This is a genomic window from Pedobacter sp. R-06, assembly GCF_049913135.1.
Taxonomy (GTDB): domain Bacteria; phylum Bacteroidota; class Bacteroidia; order Sphingobacteriales; family Sphingobacteriaceae; genus Pedobacter.
Genome location: NZ_CP183977.1, coordinates 6503984 through 6526929, shown reverse-complemented (window position 1 = coordinate 6526929; position 22946 = coordinate 6503984). Strand labels below are relative to the sequence as shown.

Genomic DNA, 22946 nt, shown 5'->3' with positions numbered 1-22946 from the left:
TTGGTTGCATAAGTTCTTGGCAGCAATCTGTTTGCGCATAAACTGCCATTAATTAATCAAAAGAGAAATTTATGAGGGCGGTGCTCCAACACCGTCCTTTTTTTCTTTCTATTTCGAGATGGTTACCTGTTTTCCTTTTATCTCATATTTAAAATTATTTTCAGTGTCTTTTAAAGCTTGTAAAACCTGTTCGATACTCTCATTTGTTATTGTTGCTGTGAAGCGGTATTTTTCTATTGAAGGATCTGTAAATTTGATTTCTACATTGTACCATTTTTCCAAAACATTCTTAATCTCATCAAAATCCTGATCGTATATTTCAATCCGGTTCTGTGTCCACGCGGTTTCTACAATGGTGCTGTCTTTAATCTTTGTATAATGGTTAATGGTAATTTCGGGCTGTAAGGCTGTAGGTTTAAGCAATTTACTTTTTTGTTGCGGAGCAACGCTCTTGTAAAAAGTAACCTTCTGACTTGGTTTTAAAGTAATGGTTCCGCCATTTCCATTTACAGCTTCCATGGTAATTAAGCCACGGATTAAAGTTGCCTCTGATGTTGTTTCATCTGGGTATGCTTTCACATTAAAAGCAGTACCCAGTACATTGATGTTAAAATCAGCTGTGTGTACTTTAAAAGGTTTATTTTTATCGTGGGCTACATCGAAAAAAGCCTCGCCTGTTAAGGTCACCTCCCTGCATTGATCGTTAAAACCTTTGGTTACTGATAAAGAACTTTTTGCGTTTAATAGCACCGACGTTCCATCCTGAAGTTTAATTTTTTTACGCTCACCACTTTTTGTGGTAAAAGTATAAACCTCTTGTAAAGCATTTTTCGTATTGTTGTATTTAAAGTATGTGTTATAAACCAATACTGAGCCAATCACTAAAACTAATGCTGCTGCAATTTTAAGCCATAAATAACGGTTCAGTTTAACTACTTTTTCTTCCGAAAACATACTTTCCTTTAAACTTTCTGTCTGTTTATTCAATGGGCGTTTATTCCCGCTCAATATCACATAAAGTTTTTTTGCTTCTGCAATTACTGCAGCCTGCTCGGGGTGGGCATTAATGTACTTCTCCCAATATCCAATACAAAGCTTATCGGTTCCAGCACAATACTGCTGAAAAGTGCTATCGACAAGAAAATCTTCTGTATTGAATTTACTTCTATCAACCATTCTAATTTGCCTTTTATATATCAGTGCCCAAAAACTTTATTTTTTCCTAAGGAAATTTTAACTTTTTTTTAACATGGCAAAATATGTGCGCTGAAAGTAGATTAAATGAAGAAATTTAATTTGCAGGAATAGTATTTTAAAAGTTTATAAAGGCTCGGGCAAATATTTTTTCTACTTAAATAATTCAAGTTTTTTCTGGGGGGAAAGCAATTGCAGAAGCAATGGGGAACGATAGTCCTGCCATTCGCTTTACCTCTCTACGTTCGGTGCCCGCTGCTGTCAGGTTTAGGTGGCGCAGCCTGTATTACTATTTGGGAATGCAGGTGCAGAACAGGTATTAGGAGCATAAAGCTTTCTATTCTTAAATCCGGTAGTAACGAAAATCCTTTTTATTGCTTAAAAAATATTTAACTATAATGTTTATATGCAATAAAAGATTGGAGTGCATAACGGAGCTACAGCACCTACGGAGACAGGAATGTTCGTTTTCAAAATATAAAACCAACTATCCCAAACTGGCAGACTATGAGAATAGAAAGACTTCAGAAGTTTAAGTTGGTTATCATCTAACGAGCTCAGGATGACACCAAAAGGATGCCGCTACTATCGCTAACGCGTATGCGGCGCTTAATTCCAAAGTTTATAAAGTTTAACTTGCAAGACAGGTGAAACTGTAAGTTTTTATACAATTTGCAGGGGCAGGCCGTTGTTAAATAAACCCGACAGAGCGGGTAGCCCACAGTAAAGCGTAGCGGAAGGAGGACTACAAGCGATGGCGGGGCTACAGTACCCACGGAGACAGAAATGTTCGTTTTCCAAATAAAAAAAACCATCAAGCTGGCTGAAATTGCGAATGGAAGGCTTTCGAAAATTTAAGATGGGTTAAGTGGCCGTAAAAGATCTCTCTATTCCGCTGCGCTGCATCCGATAGCTATCGGATCGAGATGACGAAACGCGAAGATTTATGCATTAAATTCCTTTCTCAGGATTTTAAGCGCATCGTAAATGGTATTATAGGCCGTTTTAATAGTCTGATTGCTCTGCTCCGCAATCTGTTCATAACTTAGTCCCTCAAAAAACTTTAAATGAATAAGCTGTTTTTGGCGAAACGTTAATTTTTCTAAAGCATTTTTGAGCTGATGTTGCACCAGTTCATCGCTTTGCACCTTAACAATAAACTCTTCGTAACTCATTTCCATCCAATCGCCATCGGCTCCTGCATTAAAGAGTGCATCGTTAATTTTGCGCTTTCTTTCTAATATCCTGAGCAGTTTGCGCTTAAGGAAGGTACGCAGATAGGCTTCAACATTATCAACACGTGTTAGGCTTTCGTGTTTCTCCCAAATGGTGGTAAAAACAAGATCGGTAGCTTCACTAGCAGTATCAGCGTCGGCACACACCCTGATCCCGAAATTTACGAGCGGGTAATAAAGTGCCGAATAGAGGTCAAAAAACGCATCTTTATCGCCAACCCGTAACCGTTCCCATAATAAGTGATGCGCTAATTTGTTCTCCATTAAATTGTTAGTTGTTATCACAATATTAACTAAAAACAACAAGATTATTAGGTACTGATTTTGAGCAATATAAATTTCTCTGTGTATTTGCATAAAATTTTTCATGACCGTAACATTTTTTCGAAATGATATACTTATCAATCAAAAATTAGATTTTGAAAAAGACAGATTTAGAAATAACATTCGAAACACAATTAAAAGATTATAAACTTTTGATTTATAAAGTTTGCCGGATGTATGCAAATAACCACGAAGATATCCAGGATCTGTACCAAGACATTATCATACAGCTTTGGAAATCGTATCCAAAATTTAGGGGCGAGGCTAAATTTAGTACCTGGCTGTACCGCATCGCCATCAATACTGCACTTACCAATTTCCGCAAACAGAAACGCAACATTCAAACTAGCGATGTAGAACTGCAGAGCATCCAGATCCCCTATGAAGAAGACATCGGACTGAAGGAAGAACAGCATCAACAGATGTATGCCGCCATCCAGCAATTGAACGATGTTGAGAAATCGATCGTGATGCTGTACCTCGAAGATAAATCTTACGATGAAATGGAAGAAATTTTAGGCATTAGCAACGCTACACTCCGAGTAAAAATGAACCGCATAAAAGACAAATTAAGAACCTTTACCAACAACAAATAAAATGGAACTAGATCACTTTAAAAATAGCTGGAACAGTATCTCGGTTGATTTAAGCCGCAATGAATTTGATATCGTATCTACAATAAAAAAAGAAATGGAATCTCCTTTGTCCGATCTAAAAAGGGCATCCAGAAGGCAGGTTTTAATTTTACCGTTACTTTTTGCCTTTCTGGTTGTGATGACCTCCATTATACCGGACATGAAACATAATTTATTGGTTTGGATGGCATTTATTGTGCTGCCATTAACTTCAATATACTATTATTTAAATCTCAAACTAATCAATAATCTAGAAGAAAAAAATGGCTCGGTAAAAAACGACATTCAAAGAAAAGTAAGGCAGTTGATTAGCAACAATAATATTTACCTTAATGTTACAAGGGTGTTAATCTTGATCCTAATTGTTGTAACAGAACTATTAATTCAAAATAACAGGATTAATTTGATACCCGAATTTGAAATTATTAAATCCATTATACTGCCTTTACGTTTCTTGATATATGCAGGTGTAATTGGAATACATTACTTTTTGAGCAGATATACTTTTAATTTATATTTCGGGAAATACCTAAACCAGCTAAAAGGATTACTGGCAGAGATGGAGTAGTTTAGTATAGACCTCGCAGGTTTTAAAACCTGCGAGGTCTATAAATAAATTATTTTAAAGCCGTTTTACTAAAAATATGATATTCACCAGGGGCCAATGTTTGCGTATAAGCACTGGTTGAAAGGTTAACGCTGTTTCCAACTGCATCCACCCAAGTTCCTGACGAACCAAAATCGATATTGGCCGACTGGCTCACCACATCGAAATTACCAATCACTATAACCGTATTCGCAGCTTCAGTTAACTTAATATATTTAATTCCACCAGCAAGGTTATAGCTTGAGTTTGTGGAATTAAAAATACTGTTGTTCTTTTTCAACCTGATAAATTTAGCATAGGCATCATATAGTGTTTTACGGTTTGGATCGGTATAATAATCCCATTTAATCGGTTTTTCTCCCGTTCTTCCATTAAAATCGATGCTGATGTCGTAACCCAATTCTCCAAACTGCCAAATCATTTTTGGGCCGGGAATGCTGAATAAAAAAGCAGCGACAAGTTCTTCTCTTTTTAGCGATGTAGCCAGGTTTCCTTTAATTACATAACTTCCAGATGCATTACCATAAGTGATGTTTTTAAAGTTCAATCTTTCCTCATCATGACTTTCGCCATAACCAACCAAATTCTCAGACCTGGCAAAACCATGATTGGTATAAAAGCCCCATTGAAAATTAGAGCCACCTAACCAGCCCATTGTGGCTTCGTTCATATCATGGTTCAGGTTATTCCAAAGCATCATGCCATCATCGGCCAATACCTTTTCTTCTGATTCTTCTGTAAAATGTTCTAAAATCACATAAAAATTAGGATCTATACTTTTAATATAACTGTTATAATCTTTCCAAATGGCAATGCGGCTGGCATCGTACAACCTGAACTGTGCATCATCAGTAGATTGCTTTTGGGTGAAACCTTTTGAAAGATCGAAACGGAAACCATCAATTTTATATTGCTGCATCCAGAATTTCATCACATCTTTAGAAAACTTTTTAGTAGCCAAACTTTCGTGGTTAAAATCATAACCCACATTAAATGGATGTTTGGCATCAATATTAAACCATGGACTAGTACTGGTTGGTTTAACCCCATCAAAATACAATTGCACCATAGGCGATTGACCGAAAGAATGGTTCAGCACCATATCTAAAACCACAGCAATACCACGACCATGGCATTCATCGATAAAATTCTGCAAAGCTGTTTTGGTACCATAATATTTGTCGGGGGCAAAATAAAACGAAGGATTGTAGCCCCAGCTTAAATTTCCTTCGAATTCGTTTACTGGCATTAACTCAATGGCGTTTATGCCCAACCCAATTAAATAATCAAGTTTGGCCAATGTTGAGGCATAATTGTGATCAGTGGTAAAATCGCGGATGAGCAATTCGTAAATTACCAGGTTATCTTTAGCCGGACGGGAAAAACTGGTATTTTTCCAGGTATAAGTTGGCTGATTAGCCTGCATTACACTTACAATGCCAGTAGTTTTACCGGTTGGATAAGCTTTTAAATTTGGATACGTTGCTGCAGTAATGTATTTATCATTATCCGGATCGAGTATTTTCTCGCAATAAGGATCGGCAACTTTTAAGTTTCCATCTACATAAAACTGATAGGCATATTCTGTATTGGGGTTTAAATTATCTACTTGAGTCCACCAATAATTTCCATCAGGTGTATTTTTCATTGGCGCTGTTGTTGTAGACCAATCGTTAAATTCGCCAATCAGGGAAACTGATTTTTTGCCTGGCGCATGTAGGGTTACAATAGCCGATGTTCCGTTGTTGATAAACACCACCCCATCTTTAGCCCCTGCTGGTAAAGCTGCTGTTTGGGTTGTTGGTGCTGGTTCTAGGCTAACATCTGTAGATGCTTTTTTACAGGCGCTATTAAGCGTTATTGCCAATAGCAATAGATAAATTATTTTTTTCATTTGGTTAGATTATTATTGGTTTTACCACAGAGAACACTGAGTTTTCCACGGAGAAGATAATATCTCATACCAACTCTGTGCCCTCTGTGCATTTACGCTATGTACTCTGTGGTTATTTTCTGTTGGTAGAGATACTTTAAACTGATCTATTTTCTTCTACTCCAAGTTTAGAAGCCAAGACTTCGTCTGTTTTCTTTGGTTCGCGGATAAATACATAACAGATTATAGCAGCGAGAATCATTAAACCACCACCCAGTTGAACCGCCAAAAGCCTATCGTTATTGAGTACGTTACGCATTAACCAACCGAAACCTAAGGAGGCAATAATCTCTGGCAGTACTATAAAAAAGTTGAAAATACCCATGTAGATTCCGATTTTATCTTTTGGTAAAGATCCACTTAACATGGCGTATGGCATAGAAAGAATACTGGCCCAGGCAATACCAACCCCTGTCATACATAAATATAGCATATTTTTATCGTGCACCCAGGCTACACTGATTAAGCCAATTGCCCCACAAATTAAGCATAAAGCATGTGTGGTTTTTCTCCCCAATGCATCTGCAATTTTTGGCAGCACCAGTGCGAAAAGAAAAGTAATAACACTGTAGTACGCAAGTGTTAAACTTCCAAAATCTGCACCATGCGCATAAACCGGATCGGCCGCATCTTTACCACCAAAAACATTTACAGCAACGGCTGTGGTATAATAAAACCACATTAAAAACAAACCTGGCCAGGTAAAAAACTGAACCAACGAAACAATCTGCATTCTTTTAGGCATATTCCTTAAGGCATGAAAAATTTCCCTTGCACCACCCCCAAAACCTTTATTGCTTTCTTTTACTTTTTCTTTAAAATCTACATCCTGCGGAGGATATTCTTTAGTGGTAAGCACCGTCCACAATACAGCAGCAAAGAAGAAAAAAGCGCCGATATAAAAAGAGAATTTTACGTTTTCTGGAATACTCCCCTGTTCGGCGGTATTGGTTAAATGGAATACATTGTTCATAATCCATGGTAAAGCCGACGCTACACTGCCACCCAAACCGATCATCATACTCTGCATGATGAAGCCTCTGTTAACCTGACTATCGGGCAATTTATCAGTAACAAAAGCACGAAAAGGTTCCATTGCAATATTCCCAAAAACATCCAGAATCCAAAGTAAACCAGCTGCCATCCACAGCACACAACTGTGCGGCATAAAGATTAAAGCAATGCTACTCACAATGGCCCCGATCATAAAATATGGTCTTCTTCTACCCCATTTTGGATGCCAGGTACGGTCGCTCAGGTAACCAATAACCGGCTGTACCAATAAGCCTGTTAAGGGCGCGGCTAAAAACAATAACGGAACCTGATCGGGATTGGCACCCAGGTTTTCATAAATACGGCCCATGTTTGCACGCTGTAAGTCCCAACCGAACTGAATCCCAAAGAAACCAACGCTCATGTTGATGATCTGTGCGAGTGTTAATTTTGGGTTCTCGAATATTGTTTTTAAACTCATTGTATTTGGTTTAAGCGTCAAGCGCGTGGCGCATGGCGTTATTTTCTATCGCTTTAATAATTCTGCGCTAACTAGCACTCATTTTTTACCACAGAGAACGCAGAGTTTTAACACAGCGTACACAGAGAGATATCCTCAGTGTTTCTTTGTGCTTTTTCCTTAGTGTACTCTGTGGTTAATTATTTTATTTTCACACTAAGCGCGTAACGCAAAACGCTTAGCAAAACCTTTAAAATTCAATCACCTGCGCGCTAACGGGTGCAAGGGTTACGGGTATACTTGTTCCTGCGGGGATATTTAATTTCCTATCTGTTAACAGATCTGTAACCGGAGATGAATGTTTAACCTTTAAAATCCGATCAGGGATTTCGATATTGGCAGCTAAGGTTTCTGTCCGATCAAAATTGGCCACTACCAATAAACGCTGTTTGCCCGAGTAACGGATAAAAGCATACATGTGCTTATCCATATTCCCTGTAACAGGTACCTCATAAATCTCACCATTTATTACCGCATCGCTTGTTGAAGTAACTTTTAACAACTGCTGGTAGTAAGCGCGTAATTTTTGCTCGTTTTCACTTAATTGCTTACCATCAAAAGCGCCATTATTCATCCATTTTTGGTGGCTTGGCACACCCCAATAGTCGAAAATGGTGGTCCTGTTGTCGTCGCCGCCAAATCCTTCCTGACCTTTTCCGGGTTCGCCAACTTCCTGACCGAAATAAAGCATTACGGGCCCCGAACCTAGTGTTGCCGAAATAACCATTGCAGGTAAAGCGAGTTCGGCTTTCCCTGCAAATCCTGCTGATGCAATGCGTTCTTCATCGTGGTTTTCTAAAAAGCGCAACATGTGTTTGCCAAAACCAGCACTTTCTACCTGCCATACGTGTTTAATCGCGGCTACATCTGCAGTTGGTTCATTTCTGATCAGTTTTTTAAGTCCATCGTACAAACCCACTTTATCGTACAGATAGTCGAATTTACCTTCGTCTAAATATTGTTTGTAAACTTTTGGATTATAGGCTTCTCCCAAGAAAATTAAATCAGGGTTAACTTTTTTAACCTGTGGAATTACCCAGTTCCAGAAAGCAATAGGCACCATTTCGGCCATATCACATCTGAAACCATCAACTCCTTTATTGGTCCAGTAGGTTAAAATATCGCGCATTTTTAACCAAACCGGCGGAATGGGATCAAAATACTGCTTTTCGCCGTTCTGATAGTCTATGCCGTAATTCAGCTTAATGGTTTCGTACCAGTCGTCATATTTAGGCTGGGCAGAAAATACATTGTTACCAGTAGCTTTTGCAGGGTTTTCATTAAACTTGCCATCCTGTAAAACGGAAATCGGTGTTTGCCTTGCCCCACTTGTTGGCGCTGCAAATGGCTGACCAGGGTTATAATAAAAATCGTTCCTGGCACTAAAAGCTTTGGTTACATCATCTTGAGCGCCAAAATCGATTACATTTTTTGGTTTCGCATAAGAGTGGTAACTTCTGGCTACGTGATTGGGCACAAAATCGATCAGCACTTTTAAGTTTTTGGCATGTGTTCTTTTCACCAGCGCTTCAAACTCCTTCATTCTGTTTTTAACATCAACAGCCAGATCGGGATCTACATCATAATAATCGCGGATGGCATAAGGAGAGCCTGCTCTACCTTTTACCACATCTGCGTCGTCAGGTTTAATTCCGAAGGCAGAGTAATCGGTTAAACTTGCGTGGGCAAGTGCACCTGTGTACCAAACATAATTAACACTGAGCTCTTTTATACCATCTAAGGCTTTATCGGTAATATCATTAAACTTACCTGAACCATTTTGCTCGATGGTACCGTAAGGAATATTTGTGCTGTTTTTATTCCCAAATAAGCGGGGTAATAACTGATAAATAACGATCTGCTTATCGTTCATTTTTGTACGCTGTTTTTGTGCAAAGGATGATGATGAAATAAGTAAAAGGAAAACATACAATATGCAGGTCCTCCTCCTGCCCTTCCGATGTAAAATCGGAATAGACACTCCCAAGGGAGACAAAAATAGGGCTAAAAAGTTTCTTCTAATTATGGAAAATTGAGATTTAAACCCTCTACCTTCAACCTTTAGCCCCTCTACCTTTCTCATACCAACTCCGCGTTATTTACTTCAATTTCGGCATTTCCGGCCAATTTATAAAGCTGGTTTCTAATGCCGATTTCTAAATCAATCGCTGCATTATTTTTGATGCTGATACCGTTCTCGGTAATATTGATCTTTAAGGTAGCTCCTCTGAAACCAATGGTAAATGAAAAAGATTTCCATTTGCCCGGCAAGAAAGGATTAAACTGCAATTTGCCATCACGCACACGCATCCCCGCAAAACCTTCTACCACACTCATCCAGGTGCCTGCCATCGAAGTGATGTGCAAACCATCTTCGGTATCGTTGTTATAATCATCAAGATCTAAACGGGCAGTACGCAGATAAAATTCATAGGCACGTGCTTCGTCATTTAATTTTGCCGCTAAAATACTGTGTACGCAAGGCGACAATGAACTTTCATGTACGGTACGTGGCTCATAAAAATCGAAGTTGCGTTTCAAGGTATCCAGATCGTAATCTTCTTCAAAGAAATATAGCCCCTGTAAAACATCGGCCTGTTTAATGAAACAAGAGCGTAAAATCCTGTCCCAGCTCCATTTTTGATTAATCGGACGTTCACTAGCGGGAAGATCTTTCACCAAAGTTTGTTCTTTATCTAAATATCCATCCTGCTGTAAGAAAATGCCCAGTTTTTCATCATGCGGATAGTACATCTTTTCGATAATATCTGCCCAATCAGTAAATTCCTTTTGATCGAAATTTAAGCTTTTTAATAGACTGTTGTATTTTTCAGGCTGCTGTGTTTTCACAATTTCCGCAGCTTCGGTTGCATATTTCATACACCATGTAGCCAATATGTTGGTGTACCAGTTGTTGTTTACATTGTTCTCGTATTCGTTTGGTCCGGTTACGCCAAGCATTACATATTGCTGTTTATCGTTGCTCCAGTTAACGCGTTGTTTCCAGAAGCGGGCGATTCCGATCAACACTTCTAAACCAAAATCAGCAAGATAACTTTCATCGCCAGTATAGCGGATGTAATTGAAAATAGCAAAAGCAATTGCGCCATTACGGTGGATCTCCTCGAAGGTAATTTCCCACTCATTATGGCATTCCTCACCGTTCATCGTTACCATTGGATACAGTGCTGCACCAGCTGCAAATCCTAATTTTGCTGCATTTTCTATCGCTTTGCCCAATTGTTTATGGCGATACACCAACAGGTTTTTACTTACTTCCTGCGGAGCAGTTGCCAGATAAAACGGCACACAATAAGCCTCAGTATCCCAATAGGTTGAGCCTCCATATTTTTCGCCTGTAAAGCCTTTCGGACCAATGTTCAATCGGTCATCTTTACCGGTATAGGTTTGAAAAAGCTGAAAAATATTGAAACGAATGGCCTGTTGAGCCGAAACATCACCTTCGATAATAATGTCGCTTTCTTCCCATTTGCTTGCCCAGGCTTCACTTTGTTCTTTTAACAAGGTGTCGAACCCTTTAGCAGATGCTTTGGCAATTACCGATTTTGTTTCTTTTAAAAGTGATTCCTTTGGGTAATTTTCTGAAGATAAATTCGCCGCGATTTTAACCAAAGTGATCTCTTCATTTGCTTTTACCTCAAGAGAAAAAGTTTGTCCCACAAATTTCTCTTTGCGGACAGCCTCTAGGTTGATGTCTAATTTCTCCGCATTTTTATACAGTTCGATATTACTCCCTGTACAAACTTCAAATTCTGTTTTCTTTGTTCTTAGTTTGATATAAGCTTCCGTTCCAGAAATTTCATCTGCAATTTTATCCCAGAATTTTTCGTCGTAGTTACTATCCTGATTTTTAACATCACCATCAATAAAAGGCATTAATGTTAATTTACCATCGAAATTTAATGGCGTAATGCTATAGCGGATGGCGCCCACTTCATCATCAGCGATGCTACAAAAACGGGTTGATTTAACTTTTAGGGTTTTACCGCTTTTTAGCTTTGCCGTGAACGTACGCTCCAGATATCCCGCATGCATATTCAGCACGCGTTTAAAATCGCTTACCTCAGCTGTTGCCAGATCAAGGATTTCATCATCTATTTTCACTTCGATACCAACCCAGTTTGCTGCGTTCAACACCTTTGCAAAATATTCCGGATACCCGTTTTTCCACCATCCCACTCGGGTTTTATCTGGATAATAAACACCTGCAACGTAATTTCCAAGTAGGGTTTCTCCTGTATAAGTTTCTTCAAAATTGGCTCGCTGGCCCATACGGCCATTACCCAAGCTGAAAATACTTTCCGAAATTTTATTTAAATGTGGATCAAAGCCTTCTTCGATAATATTCCACTCATCTGCTTTAATGTAATTTTTCATAATCGAGTATTGAGTAGCGAGATTTGAGATTTGAGACATACCCTCAACCTTAAACCCTACACCTTAAACCTATAAATTCTCTAAATCTTTAACTGTTAATTTGTCTAATCCGCTTACTACCACATCTGCCTGGCTAAGCACACTTTTTTCACCGATACCGATGGCTTTCATTCCGCCTCTTTTTGCAGCTTCTACCCCAGCAACAGCATCTTCAAAAACCACACATTCATCAGGTGCGAAACCTAAAAGTTCGGCTCCTTTTAAAAATACTTCAGGATCTGGCTTTGATTTTGTGACCATATTTCCATCAACTATTTCATCGAAGAAATGAGCAAGGTCTGTCTTCTCTAAAATAATTCCCGAGTTTTTACTTGCCGAACCTAAAGCCAATTTGTAACCGGCTTTGTGAATTGCGGTCAAGAAATCAACCGTTCCGGGTAAAACTTCGGCCGGTGTCATTTTAGTAATCATATCTACATACCAGCTGTTTTTTAAACTGGCGAGTTCTTCTTTTTCGGCATCGGTTTTATCAACTCCACCCCAGGCAAGAATCTTATTTAAACTTTCTACGCGACTTACGCCTTTTAGCTGTTCGTTCTGCTCTTCTGTAAAATCGAAACCCATGGTATTGGCCAAACGTTTCCAGGCTTTATAATGGTAAACGGCAGTATCTACAAGTACGCCGTCGAGGTCGAAAAGACAGGCTTTTATTTGAGATTTGGGATCTGAGATTTGAGATTTGAGATTTTCTTGCATCCTTCTTATAATTTAGTATCGGGTTTTAGGCATTAAGTATTGAGATATAAAGCCCTACACCTTAAACCCTCAACCTTTTACCTTTTCTATCTTAGCTCAAGCACCAAAGTGGTCTTGGCTGGTACTTTAATGTCTTTGAATTCGATGTTTTCGCCGGTAATTACGTTTTTAGCGGAAGTAATTCCTGTTGTTCTTTCGGCAAAACGATCGGTATTTAATGTTTTTTCTTTCTCTGTATTATTTACAATAACCATTACTGTTCCTTTTGGTTCTGCATTGTAGCGGAAATAAACATAAATATCATCTTGCGGTACAAACTGCATCAATTTACCGGTTTGTAATGCTGCGCTTTTTTTACGGAAATTGGCCAATGTTTTAACAAAATTGAAAGCTTCATTTTCTTTGCCAGTGCGGCCATCGGAAATAAATTTATCCTTTTTATCACCTTCCCAGCCGCCAGGAAAATCAGAACGGATCAATCCATCTGGATTGGAAAAGTTTTTCATTAAAATTTCCGTTCCGTAATACATCTCGGGAATACCCCGCATGGTTAAGAGAATACTCATTCCCATTTTGTATTTATCTAAATCTTCGCCAACCATCGAATAAAAGCGGCTCATATCATGATTGTCTAAAAAGATGCAGTTGGTATTTGGGTTTTTATAAAGAAAATCGTGTGCTAAGGTGGCATACAAACGGTTAATTCCGTCTACCCAGCCGTTTTTACCGTTTATTCCTTCGTAAATAGCATCTTTTAAAGTAGCATCGGTAATGCCTTGCAAATGGGTATCAAAACCGCGGTTAACCGTATTGCCACCAGTAAAAAAGGCCTGATTGGCTACTGCGGTTACCAATGTTTCGCCAAAAACAGATAAGTGCGGGAATTCTGCCTGAACTTTTACAGCCCAATCGGCCATATAAACCGGGTCATTATATCCGTACGTATCCAAACGCAAACCATCAATACCAGCATATTCGATCCACCAGATGTGATTTTGGGTCAGGTAATTCTGCACATATGGATTGGTCTGGTTTAAATCGGGCATTGAGGGTACAAACCAACCATCTAACATCTGTTTACGATCTGCCGCAGAGGCGTGTACATCCATAACGGTCTGATCGCGGTAACTCGTTTGCGTATATTTTGGCCATTGGTTTAACCAGCTTTTCATTGGTAAATCTTTATAAAACCAATGTTGAGTGCCAATGTGGTTGTGTACAATATCTTTAATCACTTTTAATCCTTTGGCATGGGCAATCTCTACATACTTTTTGTAAAGTGCATTTGTTCCATAACGTGGATCTATTTTATAATGATCGGTTACTGCGTAGCCATGGTAAGAAGCCTGTGGCATATCGTTTTCTACCTCTGGCGTCATCCAAACTGTAGTTACGCCCAAATCCTTCAGATAATCGAGGTGGTTAATTACCCCTTGTATATCGCCACCATGACGGTAGTACATGCTATCGCGGTTTAATGCAGTTTCGGTTAAGCCCTGAACCACATCGTTGCTTTTATCACCGTTCGAAAAACGATCGGGCATGAGCAGGTAAATAAAATCTCTGTTGGTTACGCCCTGAATCCTGCCCGCACTTTTATCGCGGTTTTTTAATTCGTAGGTGTAATCGAATATCTTTTTGCCGTTAAAGGCAAAATTAATCGGGAATTTGCCGGCCTTGGCTGATGGAGCAATTGTTAAATCGAGGAATAAATAATTTGGGTTTTCAACTTTGTTAACCTTTACGAGTTTTACCCCTGGATAGGTTAATGAAACCGAGCTTGAAGCAATGTTTTCGCCATGAACAAGCAATTGCAATTTTGGGTTGTGCATGCCTGTAAACCAGAACATCGGTTCTACCCGCTCTAGTTTTTGGGCAAAAAGATTAATGCTGCTGAACAGCACAAGGAGAAGAAGGAATATTTTTTTTAATCCAGGCGCATTTGCATGGATTTTAGTTTGAGCATTAAAGGGAGAAGGAATAACGGAAGAAAAGGTAGCTGAGGTAAGCGATTTTATCATGCCAAAACTTGTTAATGTTTTTAAAAATCCTGCAGAGATTAAAAGATCTCTACAGGAATAGTTTAGTTAATGATTAAATTTTAACCATGGTGTAAGCACCTGTTTTACCATCGGCATTAAGTGTTAAGGTTAGCTTATATGTACCAGCGACAGTAACATTAATATCTGCACCATTGTCACCAATACTGGTTCCCCAATCATGATTTCTTCTGAACTTAAAGGCACCTGGAGTTAAAGCAACTGTTCCGATCCATGTATTTTTGCCATCATTTACCGGACTAAGGTCGGTATCAACAGACCAGTTACTTCCGGGAATTGCATTACCAATAATTGACCAGTAATCTGCATTGGCAATGGTGTAGACATTCGCATTAAGATCGACAGTTAGCAGTTTAAAACCTGCCGAAACGGAGCTGATATCGCCACCTGAAGTGCTGAGTTTACCACCTCCTGCGTCGCCATAAGCTAAGTCCCACTTCTTAGCAGCAGTAATCTTAAAATTACCACCATCGAACTTGATAATTCCGGCATAAATACCATTCCCGGTGATCGAAACCAAGCTATCGGCTGTTACCGGATTCCATCCCTGATATGCCCCAGGAACGTAAACCCAGGAAGTTAAAGGGAATGGCTTTGCACTTATAGAAACTACATTGCTGTAAACCGGAGCTACCGCATTAGAGATGGCTGCTTTTACCCTGATTTCTACATCAGAATTTACAGCAGTAGATAAATTTAAAGAAAGCAGTAAATTATTAAAATCCAATCCATTGTAACTTTTAGTAGTCACATTTGGATCAATAATTACTTCTTTTGTTTTATCTGCGGCAAAATTTGCTCCTTTTGGAGACAATTGTAAAGTATTGGTAACCGCAGCCTGATATCCAAAACTGGCATTGCTTAGAGTAAAAGTAACCACATTGGTAGTAAGCATGCTTTTATCCAAAACTACCGACGTAGCTGAACTTTTTAAAGAACCTCCAGTACCTGCATTGGCTATGGCACGGGTTTCGTCTTTTTTGCATGACCATAGCGATAGCGCAATGAAGCTAAGGGCTAAGGATTTAAAGAATATTGATTTCATCTTTATAAAATATTAAGATTAATAACCTGTGTTCTGAACCAAATTCGGATTAGCGATTAAATCTGCTGTCGGAATTGGATATAAGTTACGGTAAGCTGGTAAACTTGCTCCTGCTTTAACACCACCTTTGAATGGCCACAAATAAGTAGAACCAGTAAATTTTCCATAACGGATTAGATCGGTACGACGATGTGCTTCCCAATACAATTCACGGGCACGCTCGTCTAAAAAGAAATCTACCGATAGGGTACTTACATCGCCACTGTTATTACCATAAGCACGGCGGCGTAGGTTATTCACATAAGTAAGTGCCTGTGCAGTACTACCGCCCGAACCACCACGCATTACGGCTTCACCATAAATTAAGTATTGCTCCGCTAAACGGAATAATGCAAAATCCAATGAACTGAATGTGCCGTTTAACGATGCAGGTGTAATACCTCCAGAGGTAACATTTTTAAATTTGGTTACCCTTAATCCATCTGTAAATACACCAATGTCATCTACGTTGCTTTTTGTACCAAAAAATATACCGCGTTTATCTGCCGTTCCATTAGGATCAGGAAATAATGCGGGTAAATTTTGACGGGTTCTGTTACCACCCCAACCACCTGAAGGAACTCCATATGATGCAGGGCTCATGTCTGCATTAATTGCCGCATTAATCAAAAAGGTAGTTCCGCCGTAATTTGTTCCTCTAACACCGTCGTAATTGATCGTTAAAATGTTTTCTGTGTTATTTAAATTATTATCGGCCAAAAATAAATCTTTGTAATTGGCTTTTAATGAATAACCAGCGTTGATAACCTTAGTTGAATAGGTAATGGCTTCAGTATATTTTGCAGTTCCGATGTAAACCTGAGCATTTAAATACAATCTGGCTAACAATGCCCAGTCTGCTCCTTTATCTGCACGACCATAATCGTTAGTACGAGGATCGGCCAAATCACCTTCAATGGCTTTTAATTCTGATTCTATATAAGCAAATAAAGCTGCTCTTTGAATTTGCTTAGGATTCGTTTTGCCAATTGCATCATCTTCTGTTACGAAAGGGGGATTCCCGAAACCATCTAATAAAACCCAATATTGAAATGCCCTTAAGAAACGGGCTTCGGCACGATAACGTTGAATGGCTGAAGCGTCGGCACCAGTAATATTGCGACTTGCCAACTTCTCTGGTGTACTTTCACGAAGGAACTCATTGCAAATGGTGATTTGCAGAATACTTTTAGAATACAAACCTCTTAAAAATTGATTATCTGTATTCCAGGTTGCGTAATCTAATTCAGGAATACCTGTATCTCCCCAGGCACAAATCGCTTCATCGGTTACCAGTTCCTGAGAGGTCCAGAATAACCTGAAGAAGTCTGCAAATCCAGAATTCAGGCCGCCAATATCACTATTATCCGATCCTGTTGGACTGGTTAATGCATAAGTAGCGTATAATTTCACCAGCTCTTGTTTGTATCCGGCAGGCGTAGCATATACCGCGTCGGCAGTTACATCATTCGTAGGCTTTAAATTTAAGGCATCTTTCTTACAAGAATTTAAAGAAAGTAATAAACCTGTGGTTGCCAATATTATTTTAAACGAATTTTTCATTTCTCTTTGTCTTTATTAAAAACCAACATTTAAACCTAAAGTGTATGTCCTTGGTCTAGGATATAACTTGAAGTCGATACCATCTGTTAACTCAGGATCTACCCCTTTATATTTAGAGATTACAAACACATTCTGGCAATTGGCAGTAATCCTTAAATTGGTGTTGCTATTTTTAAATAACTTACCGGCATCATAAGCCAGGCCAAGGTTATCCATTTTTAAGAATGAAGCATTTTTAACATAATAATCACTCAAATACTGACTTGTAGTGAAGTTGGTGTTTAAGAAATCTACACCGGCATTGTTAATTAAGCCTGCCGCACTAAGGATATTGTTTCTGATACCAAAGTTTGATGAAACGTTATCATAAACATAATTGCCTAAGTTAGCTCTCAATACCGTACTAATGGTCCATTTTTTATAGCTGAAGGCCGTGTTGAATCCCAAGGTAATTTTAGGATCAGGTGACTTATAAAAATACTGATCGTTTGAATTAACCACACCATCGCCATTTGAATCTTCATATACGCCTTCCAGCGGCTTACCAGCGCTATTATATACTTGTTTATAAACAAAGAAGGCACCAGGAAGTTGATTTACAGCATTGTATTTAATGGTAATCCCTGTTCCGCCAGAAATGTCACCAGCACCTTGCTTGCTTCCCGGATCAGGATTTAAGGTTAAATTGGTTACCTTTCTTTTGTTATAAGCGGCATTAAAACCAAAATCCCATGAAATATTTTCTGTTTTGATAGCTGCAAAATTCAAGCTAAACTCCGCCCCTCTTACATCCATATTACCCACATTGGTAATCAAATTATTGTTAAAGTTTGTTCCTACAGGAATGTTCACAGTAGCCAATAAATCTTTTGTTTTTTTATAGTAAACATCTAATGCACCGTAGATTCTTCCTTTGAAAAAGCCATAATCTAAACCAGCATTATAGGTTGTTGTGGTTTCCCACTTTAAATCCGGGTCATAGGCAGAAGGTGCGTAATAATCGTAAAAAGTATCGCCTATCTGGTACTGGCCCGTATTACTATTAGCGTAATATTTAGCTAAATAACTGTAATCGCCCACGGTATCCCCATCTTTATTACCTGTTTCACCGTAACTTAACCTCAGCTTTAAATCGGAAACTGCCTTACTTTCCTTTAAGAAGTTTTCGCCCACAATTCTCCAGGTAAAACCAACTGAAGGGAAATAACCCCAACGATTTTCCTCGGCGAACCTTGATGATGCATCTGCACGCATGGTTCCTGAAAGGATATATTTATCAGCTAAAGTGTAAACCAACCTTCCGTAATAAGATAACAATTTGTTGCGATCAACAGAGAATGGAAACTTAGGCGTTGTTCTTAATACGCCTGTAGCACTATATTCGTTAAAGCTATAGTTTGTTTTAGCATTATCATAATAACCATAACCCGCAGTTACGTCAAAACGACTTTTGATGCTGGCCACATCTTTAGCATAGTTTAAATAAAACTCTGATACCTTATTGTTGGATGTATTCAGAGATTGAGTAGAAGATCCGTTAGTTGAAAAGCTTGTAGCGGCAAATGCCGGAACAAAAACTTTTCCAGAACCTTTAGAAATGTCATAACCTAAATTTAAGTTAGCATGTAATTCTGGTAAAAAATGGAAAGAATAATCAAATCTCACATTTCCAAAGCTTCGCGCTGCGTTTCCATTATTATCTCTTAACATGATCTGTGCTACAGGGTTCCTTGGTGCATTAGGATTTAAGGTTCCATCTGCTCTTAACCATTCGAAATAATTTCCAAACTGATTATTTGCGGTAACCGATTGCGTAGGATCAAATTGGATTGCATTGGCAATGGCATTATTATTATCATTCGCAAAGTGAGATTCAGTTAATGTCCCTTTCAGGCTTAAATCAATTTTTAAGTGATCGGTGAATAATCTTGGAGAAATCGTTATGGCCCCTGTAGCCCTGTTAAACTTGTCGGTAATTAACAAACCTTGCTGATCTAAGTAACCTGCAGATACACGATAAGGAACCCCATGAAATTTACCTGCAATACTGAGGTTATTATCAGTAGCAAAAGCATTTTGAAAAATTTCATCTTGCCAATCAGTATTTGCTTTTCCTAAAAGCGAAACAAATGTTTTGCCTACATCATAGGCTGCAGTTGGATTGGCATTTACAAAAGTACGGATTTGATCTGCCGAGAGTACATCTACCTTTTTTGCAATGGTTGCAACAGAATTATTTGTACTGAAATTAATTACAGGCGCACCCGTACCACCTTTTTTAGTGGTAATTAAGATTACACCATTAGATGCCCTCGAGCCGTAAATTGCTGTAGCATTTGCATCTTTCAATACGGTAAAGGTCTCTATATCATTCGGATTGATCAATGATAAAGGACTAGGTGCATTATCGATTGATTTTCCACTGAAAGGAACTCCGTCAATAACAATTAAAGGGTCGTTACTAGCATTTAAAGAAGCTCCACCACGGATGCGAATCTGACTACCAACCCCTGGCTGACCGCTGCTGCTGATAATGTTAACCCCCGCTACTTTACCCTGAATTAACTGTTCAGGTGTTGTAATCGTTCCTTTTTGGAAATCTTTGGCACCTACTGTAGTGATAGATCCCGTTAGGTTTTTCTTTTCTGCAGTACCGTAACCGATTACCACAACTTCATTCAGTTTTTGTGCATCGGGTACCAATTGAAAATTAACAGTAGCATTTGCTGAAATGCTTACGGCTTTATCAAGGGTTTGATAACCGACAAAACTTGCAGATAATGTTATCGAACCATTCGATAAACCTGCTAGTTTATAATTACCGTTCTCATCAGTTGATGTACTTCTTGTAGTTCCTTTTACAACTACGGAAGCACCAGGTAATGGTAGGCCGGTTTCATCAAGCACCTTACCAGACACCGATCCGGTTTGTGCTTTTACCATTAATGCTGAAAAAACTAACAGCACCAAAAGCCCCTGTTTTAACAGGTAAAATACTCTCATATTTGAAGCTCGTTTAAGTATAAAAATTTGGTTAAATATTATAGTGATTTACACATAGGCCTAATTTACAGCTGTTAATGATATTTCAAAATTTATTTAAAAAATATATTTATAACCAAAATTGCAGCAGGAAAATCAACATAAAAATTAGCTTTTTGGCACCAGTAAAAATCTACATTAAATAATTGTTAAATTTATAATTGTCTTATAATCAATAAATTATAAATGTTAAATTTTAATTTAAAGTGTAATTATTACACTAAGCTATTTTTAGGGCTTTTTTCGGGAACGTTCCCGAAAAAATTAGATCAAAATTCAACCGATTTTCGGGAACGTTCCCGAAAATCGGTCAGAATTCTGCGTATTTTACACTAAGTGAAGATTTTTTTTGAAAATTTCAGGCTAAAAATGAGCTCGTTTTTAGGGCCATTTTTTACCCGTTTATGGTAGAATTCCGCTTGATAATTTTAGACTCCAAAACCACCTCATTGGGGAGGTTTTTATCGGCATGATCATCCAAAATAGTAAACAATAATTTAGCTGCTTCCTCTCCTATTTCGGTAGCGGGTTGAGTGATGGTAGTGAGTGAGGGATTTAACAAAGGAGCAATTTCCAAACTCGAGAAACTGATCACCTTTAAATCTTTGGGAATATTGATATTGAGATCGTAACAAGCATAGTAAGTGGCGAAGGCCAAACGTTCTACCGAGGTAAAAATACCATCTGGTTTTAATTGCGTTAAAGCATCTTTAATAATAATGCTATTTTCTTCGTAACTGTTACTACAATCTACTATCAGGTTTTCTTCAAAAGGAACCTGGTGTTTGGCCAGTGCATCAAGATAACCCTGCATACGGGTTTTACCTATCGATAAACTTTTATTTACCACCAGGTAGGCAATTCTACTGCAGCCCTGCTCTATTAAATGCTCAGTTGCCAGAAAACTGCTGTTATAATCATTTGTAATTACCCTAGGGGTATCAATGTCTTCATAAATCCGGTCGAAAAACACTAACGGTAATCTTTTGCTACCAAATTTATTGAGATAATTATGATCGTTGGCTTCTCCGGAAACCGACATTATTATGCCATCGGCCCTGCCGTTGTGCAAATGGCGGATAAAAGTTACTTCTTTTTTATAATCATCATCCGTTACATAAATTAGAATATGGTAACCGTTTTCTCTTGCTACGCGCTCAATACCATGAATGGCCTGCGAGAAATAATTATTGGCCAATTCGGGTACAATAACGGCAATGGTTTTACTTTTTTGTTCTCTTAAATTACTGGCGTAATGGTTGGGTTGATAATTTAATTCTTTTGCCTTGGCTAATATACGCGCTTTGGTAGCGCCATTAATGTCACTATTATCCCTAAAAGCCCTCGAAATTGTAGAAGTAGATAAATTTAATGCTTCTGCTAACTTCTTAATATTAATACTATCCATTTTTGGCTATTAAACCCAATTAATTTGAATAAACGCTGTAAATATAAAATATTAATGCACGAATATCTGCCTTGTAAAATAATTTATCAGTTAATTCACTATTGCGGGAATAAAAGAACCGCACTTTATCAATTGACATTTGTCAATATTTTTCATAAAATTATTTAAATAAATATTCTTTTTTTTAAAACAAAAAGCATCTTTACCGCTTTAATAATTATACGCTTTTAATCATCTTCTCACTTACCGGTTTGCAAAACAAAACTATATGAAATAAAATTACAAAATGGGAAATAAAAAAATACTCATTGCCGATGATGATGAAGGAATTGTTGATGCTGTGACGATGATTTTGGAAGTGATGGGTTATGATGTTGAATTTACATATGATGGCGGGGCAGTAATAGATGCGGTAAAAAATAGGCCAGATTTGATTCTGCTTGACATTTGGATGAGCGGTCATGATGGAAGAGATATCTGTAAACAACTAAAAAATGATCCTGAATTTAAGGAGATCCCTATTTTAATGATCTCGGCTAGTAGAGACATCAGACAATCTGCGCTGGATGCAGGTGCAAATGATTTTATGGAAAAACCGTTTGAGATGGATTCTTTACTGAATAAGGTAGAGGTATTGTTGGATTAGATAAAAGATGTAAGGCATAAGGTTTAGGCTGCATGGCGCTCCGAAACGATCGTCATCTCGACTGACGCGTAGCGAAATGGAGAGATCCAGAACAGATTTCTCGACTGCGTTACACTCCGCTCGAAATGACGAACTTTAGGAATAATATTCTTAATGATTACACTTAACTAATCTCCTTAAAATAAATCCTTTCGGGCAATTGCTTAAAAACAAACTCCGTTACATGGCAAAGCCAAAGTTTATGGTTCTTAAATTCTCCTCTAAATTTTTCTAACAGATAATCGCCACCACCCCCCAAATTCTCTTCGCGGGTATAAACAAGATCTAAAATTTCGGCATCTTCAATAGGTGCATCAGCCATCAGTAATTTGCATTCATCCGCGGCAACAGCTATCCAGCTTAATAATTCATCGGCACCTTCTACCATCTGCAAATCGGCTATATCTCCGCTCCATTCCGGTATATCAGCATACCATTCGTGCTTTGCATTTTTATAAAAACGAATTGCTCTCTCCATATTTTGTAAAGAAAAAAAATCTAGATCAATA

At 38.3% G+C, this 22946-nt stretch carries 16 protein-coding genes; 3 read left to right on the top strand and 13 right to left on the bottom strand.

All coding sequences use genetic code 11. The annotated features are described in order from the left end of the window. Positions 1 to 108 precede the first annotated feature (108 nt). Together ACN9MR_RS26705 and ACN9MR_RS26700 are read right to left on the bottom strand one after the other, a co-directional pair. A complete protein-coding gene (locus ACN9MR_RS26705) occupies positions 109 to 1176 on the bottom strand; it encodes a FecR family protein (protein ID WP_426327467.1) in 1068 nt (355 codons plus the stop codon). A gap of 962 nt (positions 1177 to 2138) precedes the next feature. Then, positions 2139 to 2693 (bottom strand): RNA polymerase sigma factor, encoded by a 555-nt coding sequence (locus ACN9MR_RS26700; protein ID WP_426327466.1) that lies wholly within the window; start codon positions 2691 to 2693, stop codon positions 2139 to 2141. Between the two features lie 155 nt (positions 2694 to 2848). Between ACN9MR_RS26700 and ACN9MR_RS26695 the strand changes: the two genes are divergently transcribed. Together ACN9MR_RS26695 and ACN9MR_RS26690 are read left to right on the top strand one after the other, a co-directional pair. After that, positions 2849 to 3349 (top strand): RNA polymerase sigma factor, encoded by a 501-nt coding sequence (locus tag ACN9MR_RS26695; RefSeq protein ID WP_426327465.1) that lies wholly within the window; start codon positions 2849 to 2851, stop codon positions 3347 to 3349. A 1-nt stretch (position 3350) separates the two neighbouring features. Further along, positions 3351 to 3956, top strand: a complete 606-nt coding sequence (locus tag ACN9MR_RS26690; protein ID WP_426327464.1) for a hypothetical protein — start codon at positions 3351 to 3353, stop codon at positions 3954 to 3956. A gap of 49 nt (positions 3957 to 4005) precedes the next feature. Here the strand turns inward: ACN9MR_RS26690 and ACN9MR_RS26685 are convergent, their stop codons facing one another. The 10 genes from ACN9MR_RS26685 to ACN9MR_RS26640 all read right to left on the bottom strand — a co-directional run bounded on the left by ACN9MR_RS26685 (position 4006) and on the right by ACN9MR_RS26640 (position 21752). Next, on the bottom strand, positions 4006 to 5889 hold the full coding sequence (locus ACN9MR_RS26685; RefSeq protein ID WP_426327463.1) for an alpha-amylase family glycosyl hydrolase: 1884 nt from the start codon (positions 5887 to 5889) through the stop codon (positions 4006 to 4008). A gap of 136 nt (positions 5890 to 6025) precedes the next feature. After that, complete coding sequence (locus ACN9MR_RS26680) at positions 6026 to 7402, bottom strand: MFS transporter (RefSeq protein ID WP_426327462.1); 1377 nt, start codon at positions 7400 to 7402, stop codon at positions 6026 to 6028. A 229-nt stretch (positions 7403 to 7631) separates the two neighbouring features. Then, positions 7632 to 9314: an alpha-amylase family protein gene (locus ACN9MR_RS26675; protein WP_426327461.1), complete on the bottom strand. Its 1683-nt coding sequence runs from the start codon at positions 9312 to 9314 to the stop codon at positions 7632 to 7634. A 206-nt stretch (positions 9315 to 9520) separates the two neighbouring features. After that, complete coding sequence (locus ACN9MR_RS26670; protein WP_426327460.1) at positions 9521 to 11839, bottom strand: glycoside hydrolase family 65 protein; 2319 nt, start codon at positions 11837 to 11839, stop codon at positions 9521 to 9523. A 69-nt stretch (positions 11840 to 11908) separates the two neighbouring features. Next, the gene (gene pgmB, locus ACN9MR_RS26665) at positions 11909 to 12595 is read right to left on the bottom strand and encodes a beta-phosphoglucomutase (protein WP_426327459.1); all 687 of its coding nucleotides are present in this window, start codon (positions 12593 to 12595) and stop codon (positions 11909 to 11911) included. An 86-nt stretch (positions 12596 to 12681) separates the two neighbouring features. Beyond that, entirely contained in the window at positions 12682 to 14616 is a 1935-nt protein-coding gene (locus tag ACN9MR_RS26660; protein WP_426327458.1) for a glycoside hydrolase family 13 protein, read from the bottom strand. A 73-nt stretch (positions 14617 to 14689) separates the two neighbouring features. Continuing rightward, on the bottom strand, positions 14690 to 15700 hold the full coding sequence (locus ACN9MR_RS26655; RefSeq protein WP_426327457.1) for a SusE domain-containing protein: 1011 nt from the start codon (positions 15698 to 15700) through the stop codon (positions 14690 to 14692). 18 nt (positions 15701 to 15718) lie between these two features. After that, positions 15719 to 17302 (bottom strand): RagB/SusD family nutrient uptake outer membrane protein, encoded by a 1584-nt coding sequence (locus ACN9MR_RS26650; RefSeq protein WP_426327456.1) that lies wholly within the window; start codon positions 17300 to 17302, stop codon positions 15719 to 15721. A 15-nt stretch (positions 17303 to 17317) separates the two neighbouring features. After that, complete coding sequence (locus ACN9MR_RS26645) at positions 17318 to 20305, bottom strand: SusC/RagA family TonB-linked outer membrane protein (RefSeq protein ID WP_426327455.1); 2988 nt, start codon at positions 20303 to 20305, stop codon at positions 17318 to 17320. A 433-nt stretch (positions 20306 to 20738) separates the two neighbouring features. Then, positions 20739 to 21752, bottom strand: a complete 1014-nt coding sequence (locus ACN9MR_RS26640; protein WP_426327454.1) for a LacI family DNA-binding transcriptional regulator — start codon at positions 21750 to 21752, stop codon at positions 20739 to 20741. A 286-nt stretch (positions 21753 to 22038) separates the two neighbouring features. Between ACN9MR_RS26640 and ACN9MR_RS26635 the strand changes: the two genes are divergently transcribed. After that, entirely contained in the window at positions 22039 to 22398 is a 360-nt protein-coding gene (locus tag ACN9MR_RS26635; protein ID WP_057931251.1) for a response regulator, read from the top strand. Positions 22399 to 22561: 163 nt separating this feature from the next. Here ACN9MR_RS26635 and ACN9MR_RS26630 read toward each other — a convergent pair whose 3' ends face one another. After that, positions 22562 to 22915 carry a DUF6717 family protein gene (locus ACN9MR_RS26630; RefSeq protein WP_426327453.1) on the bottom strand — a complete coding sequence of 118 codons (354 nt, stop codon included), beginning with the start codon at positions 22913 to 22915 and terminating at the stop codon, positions 22562 to 22564. Between the last annotated feature and the right edge of the window lie 31 nt (positions 22916 to 22946).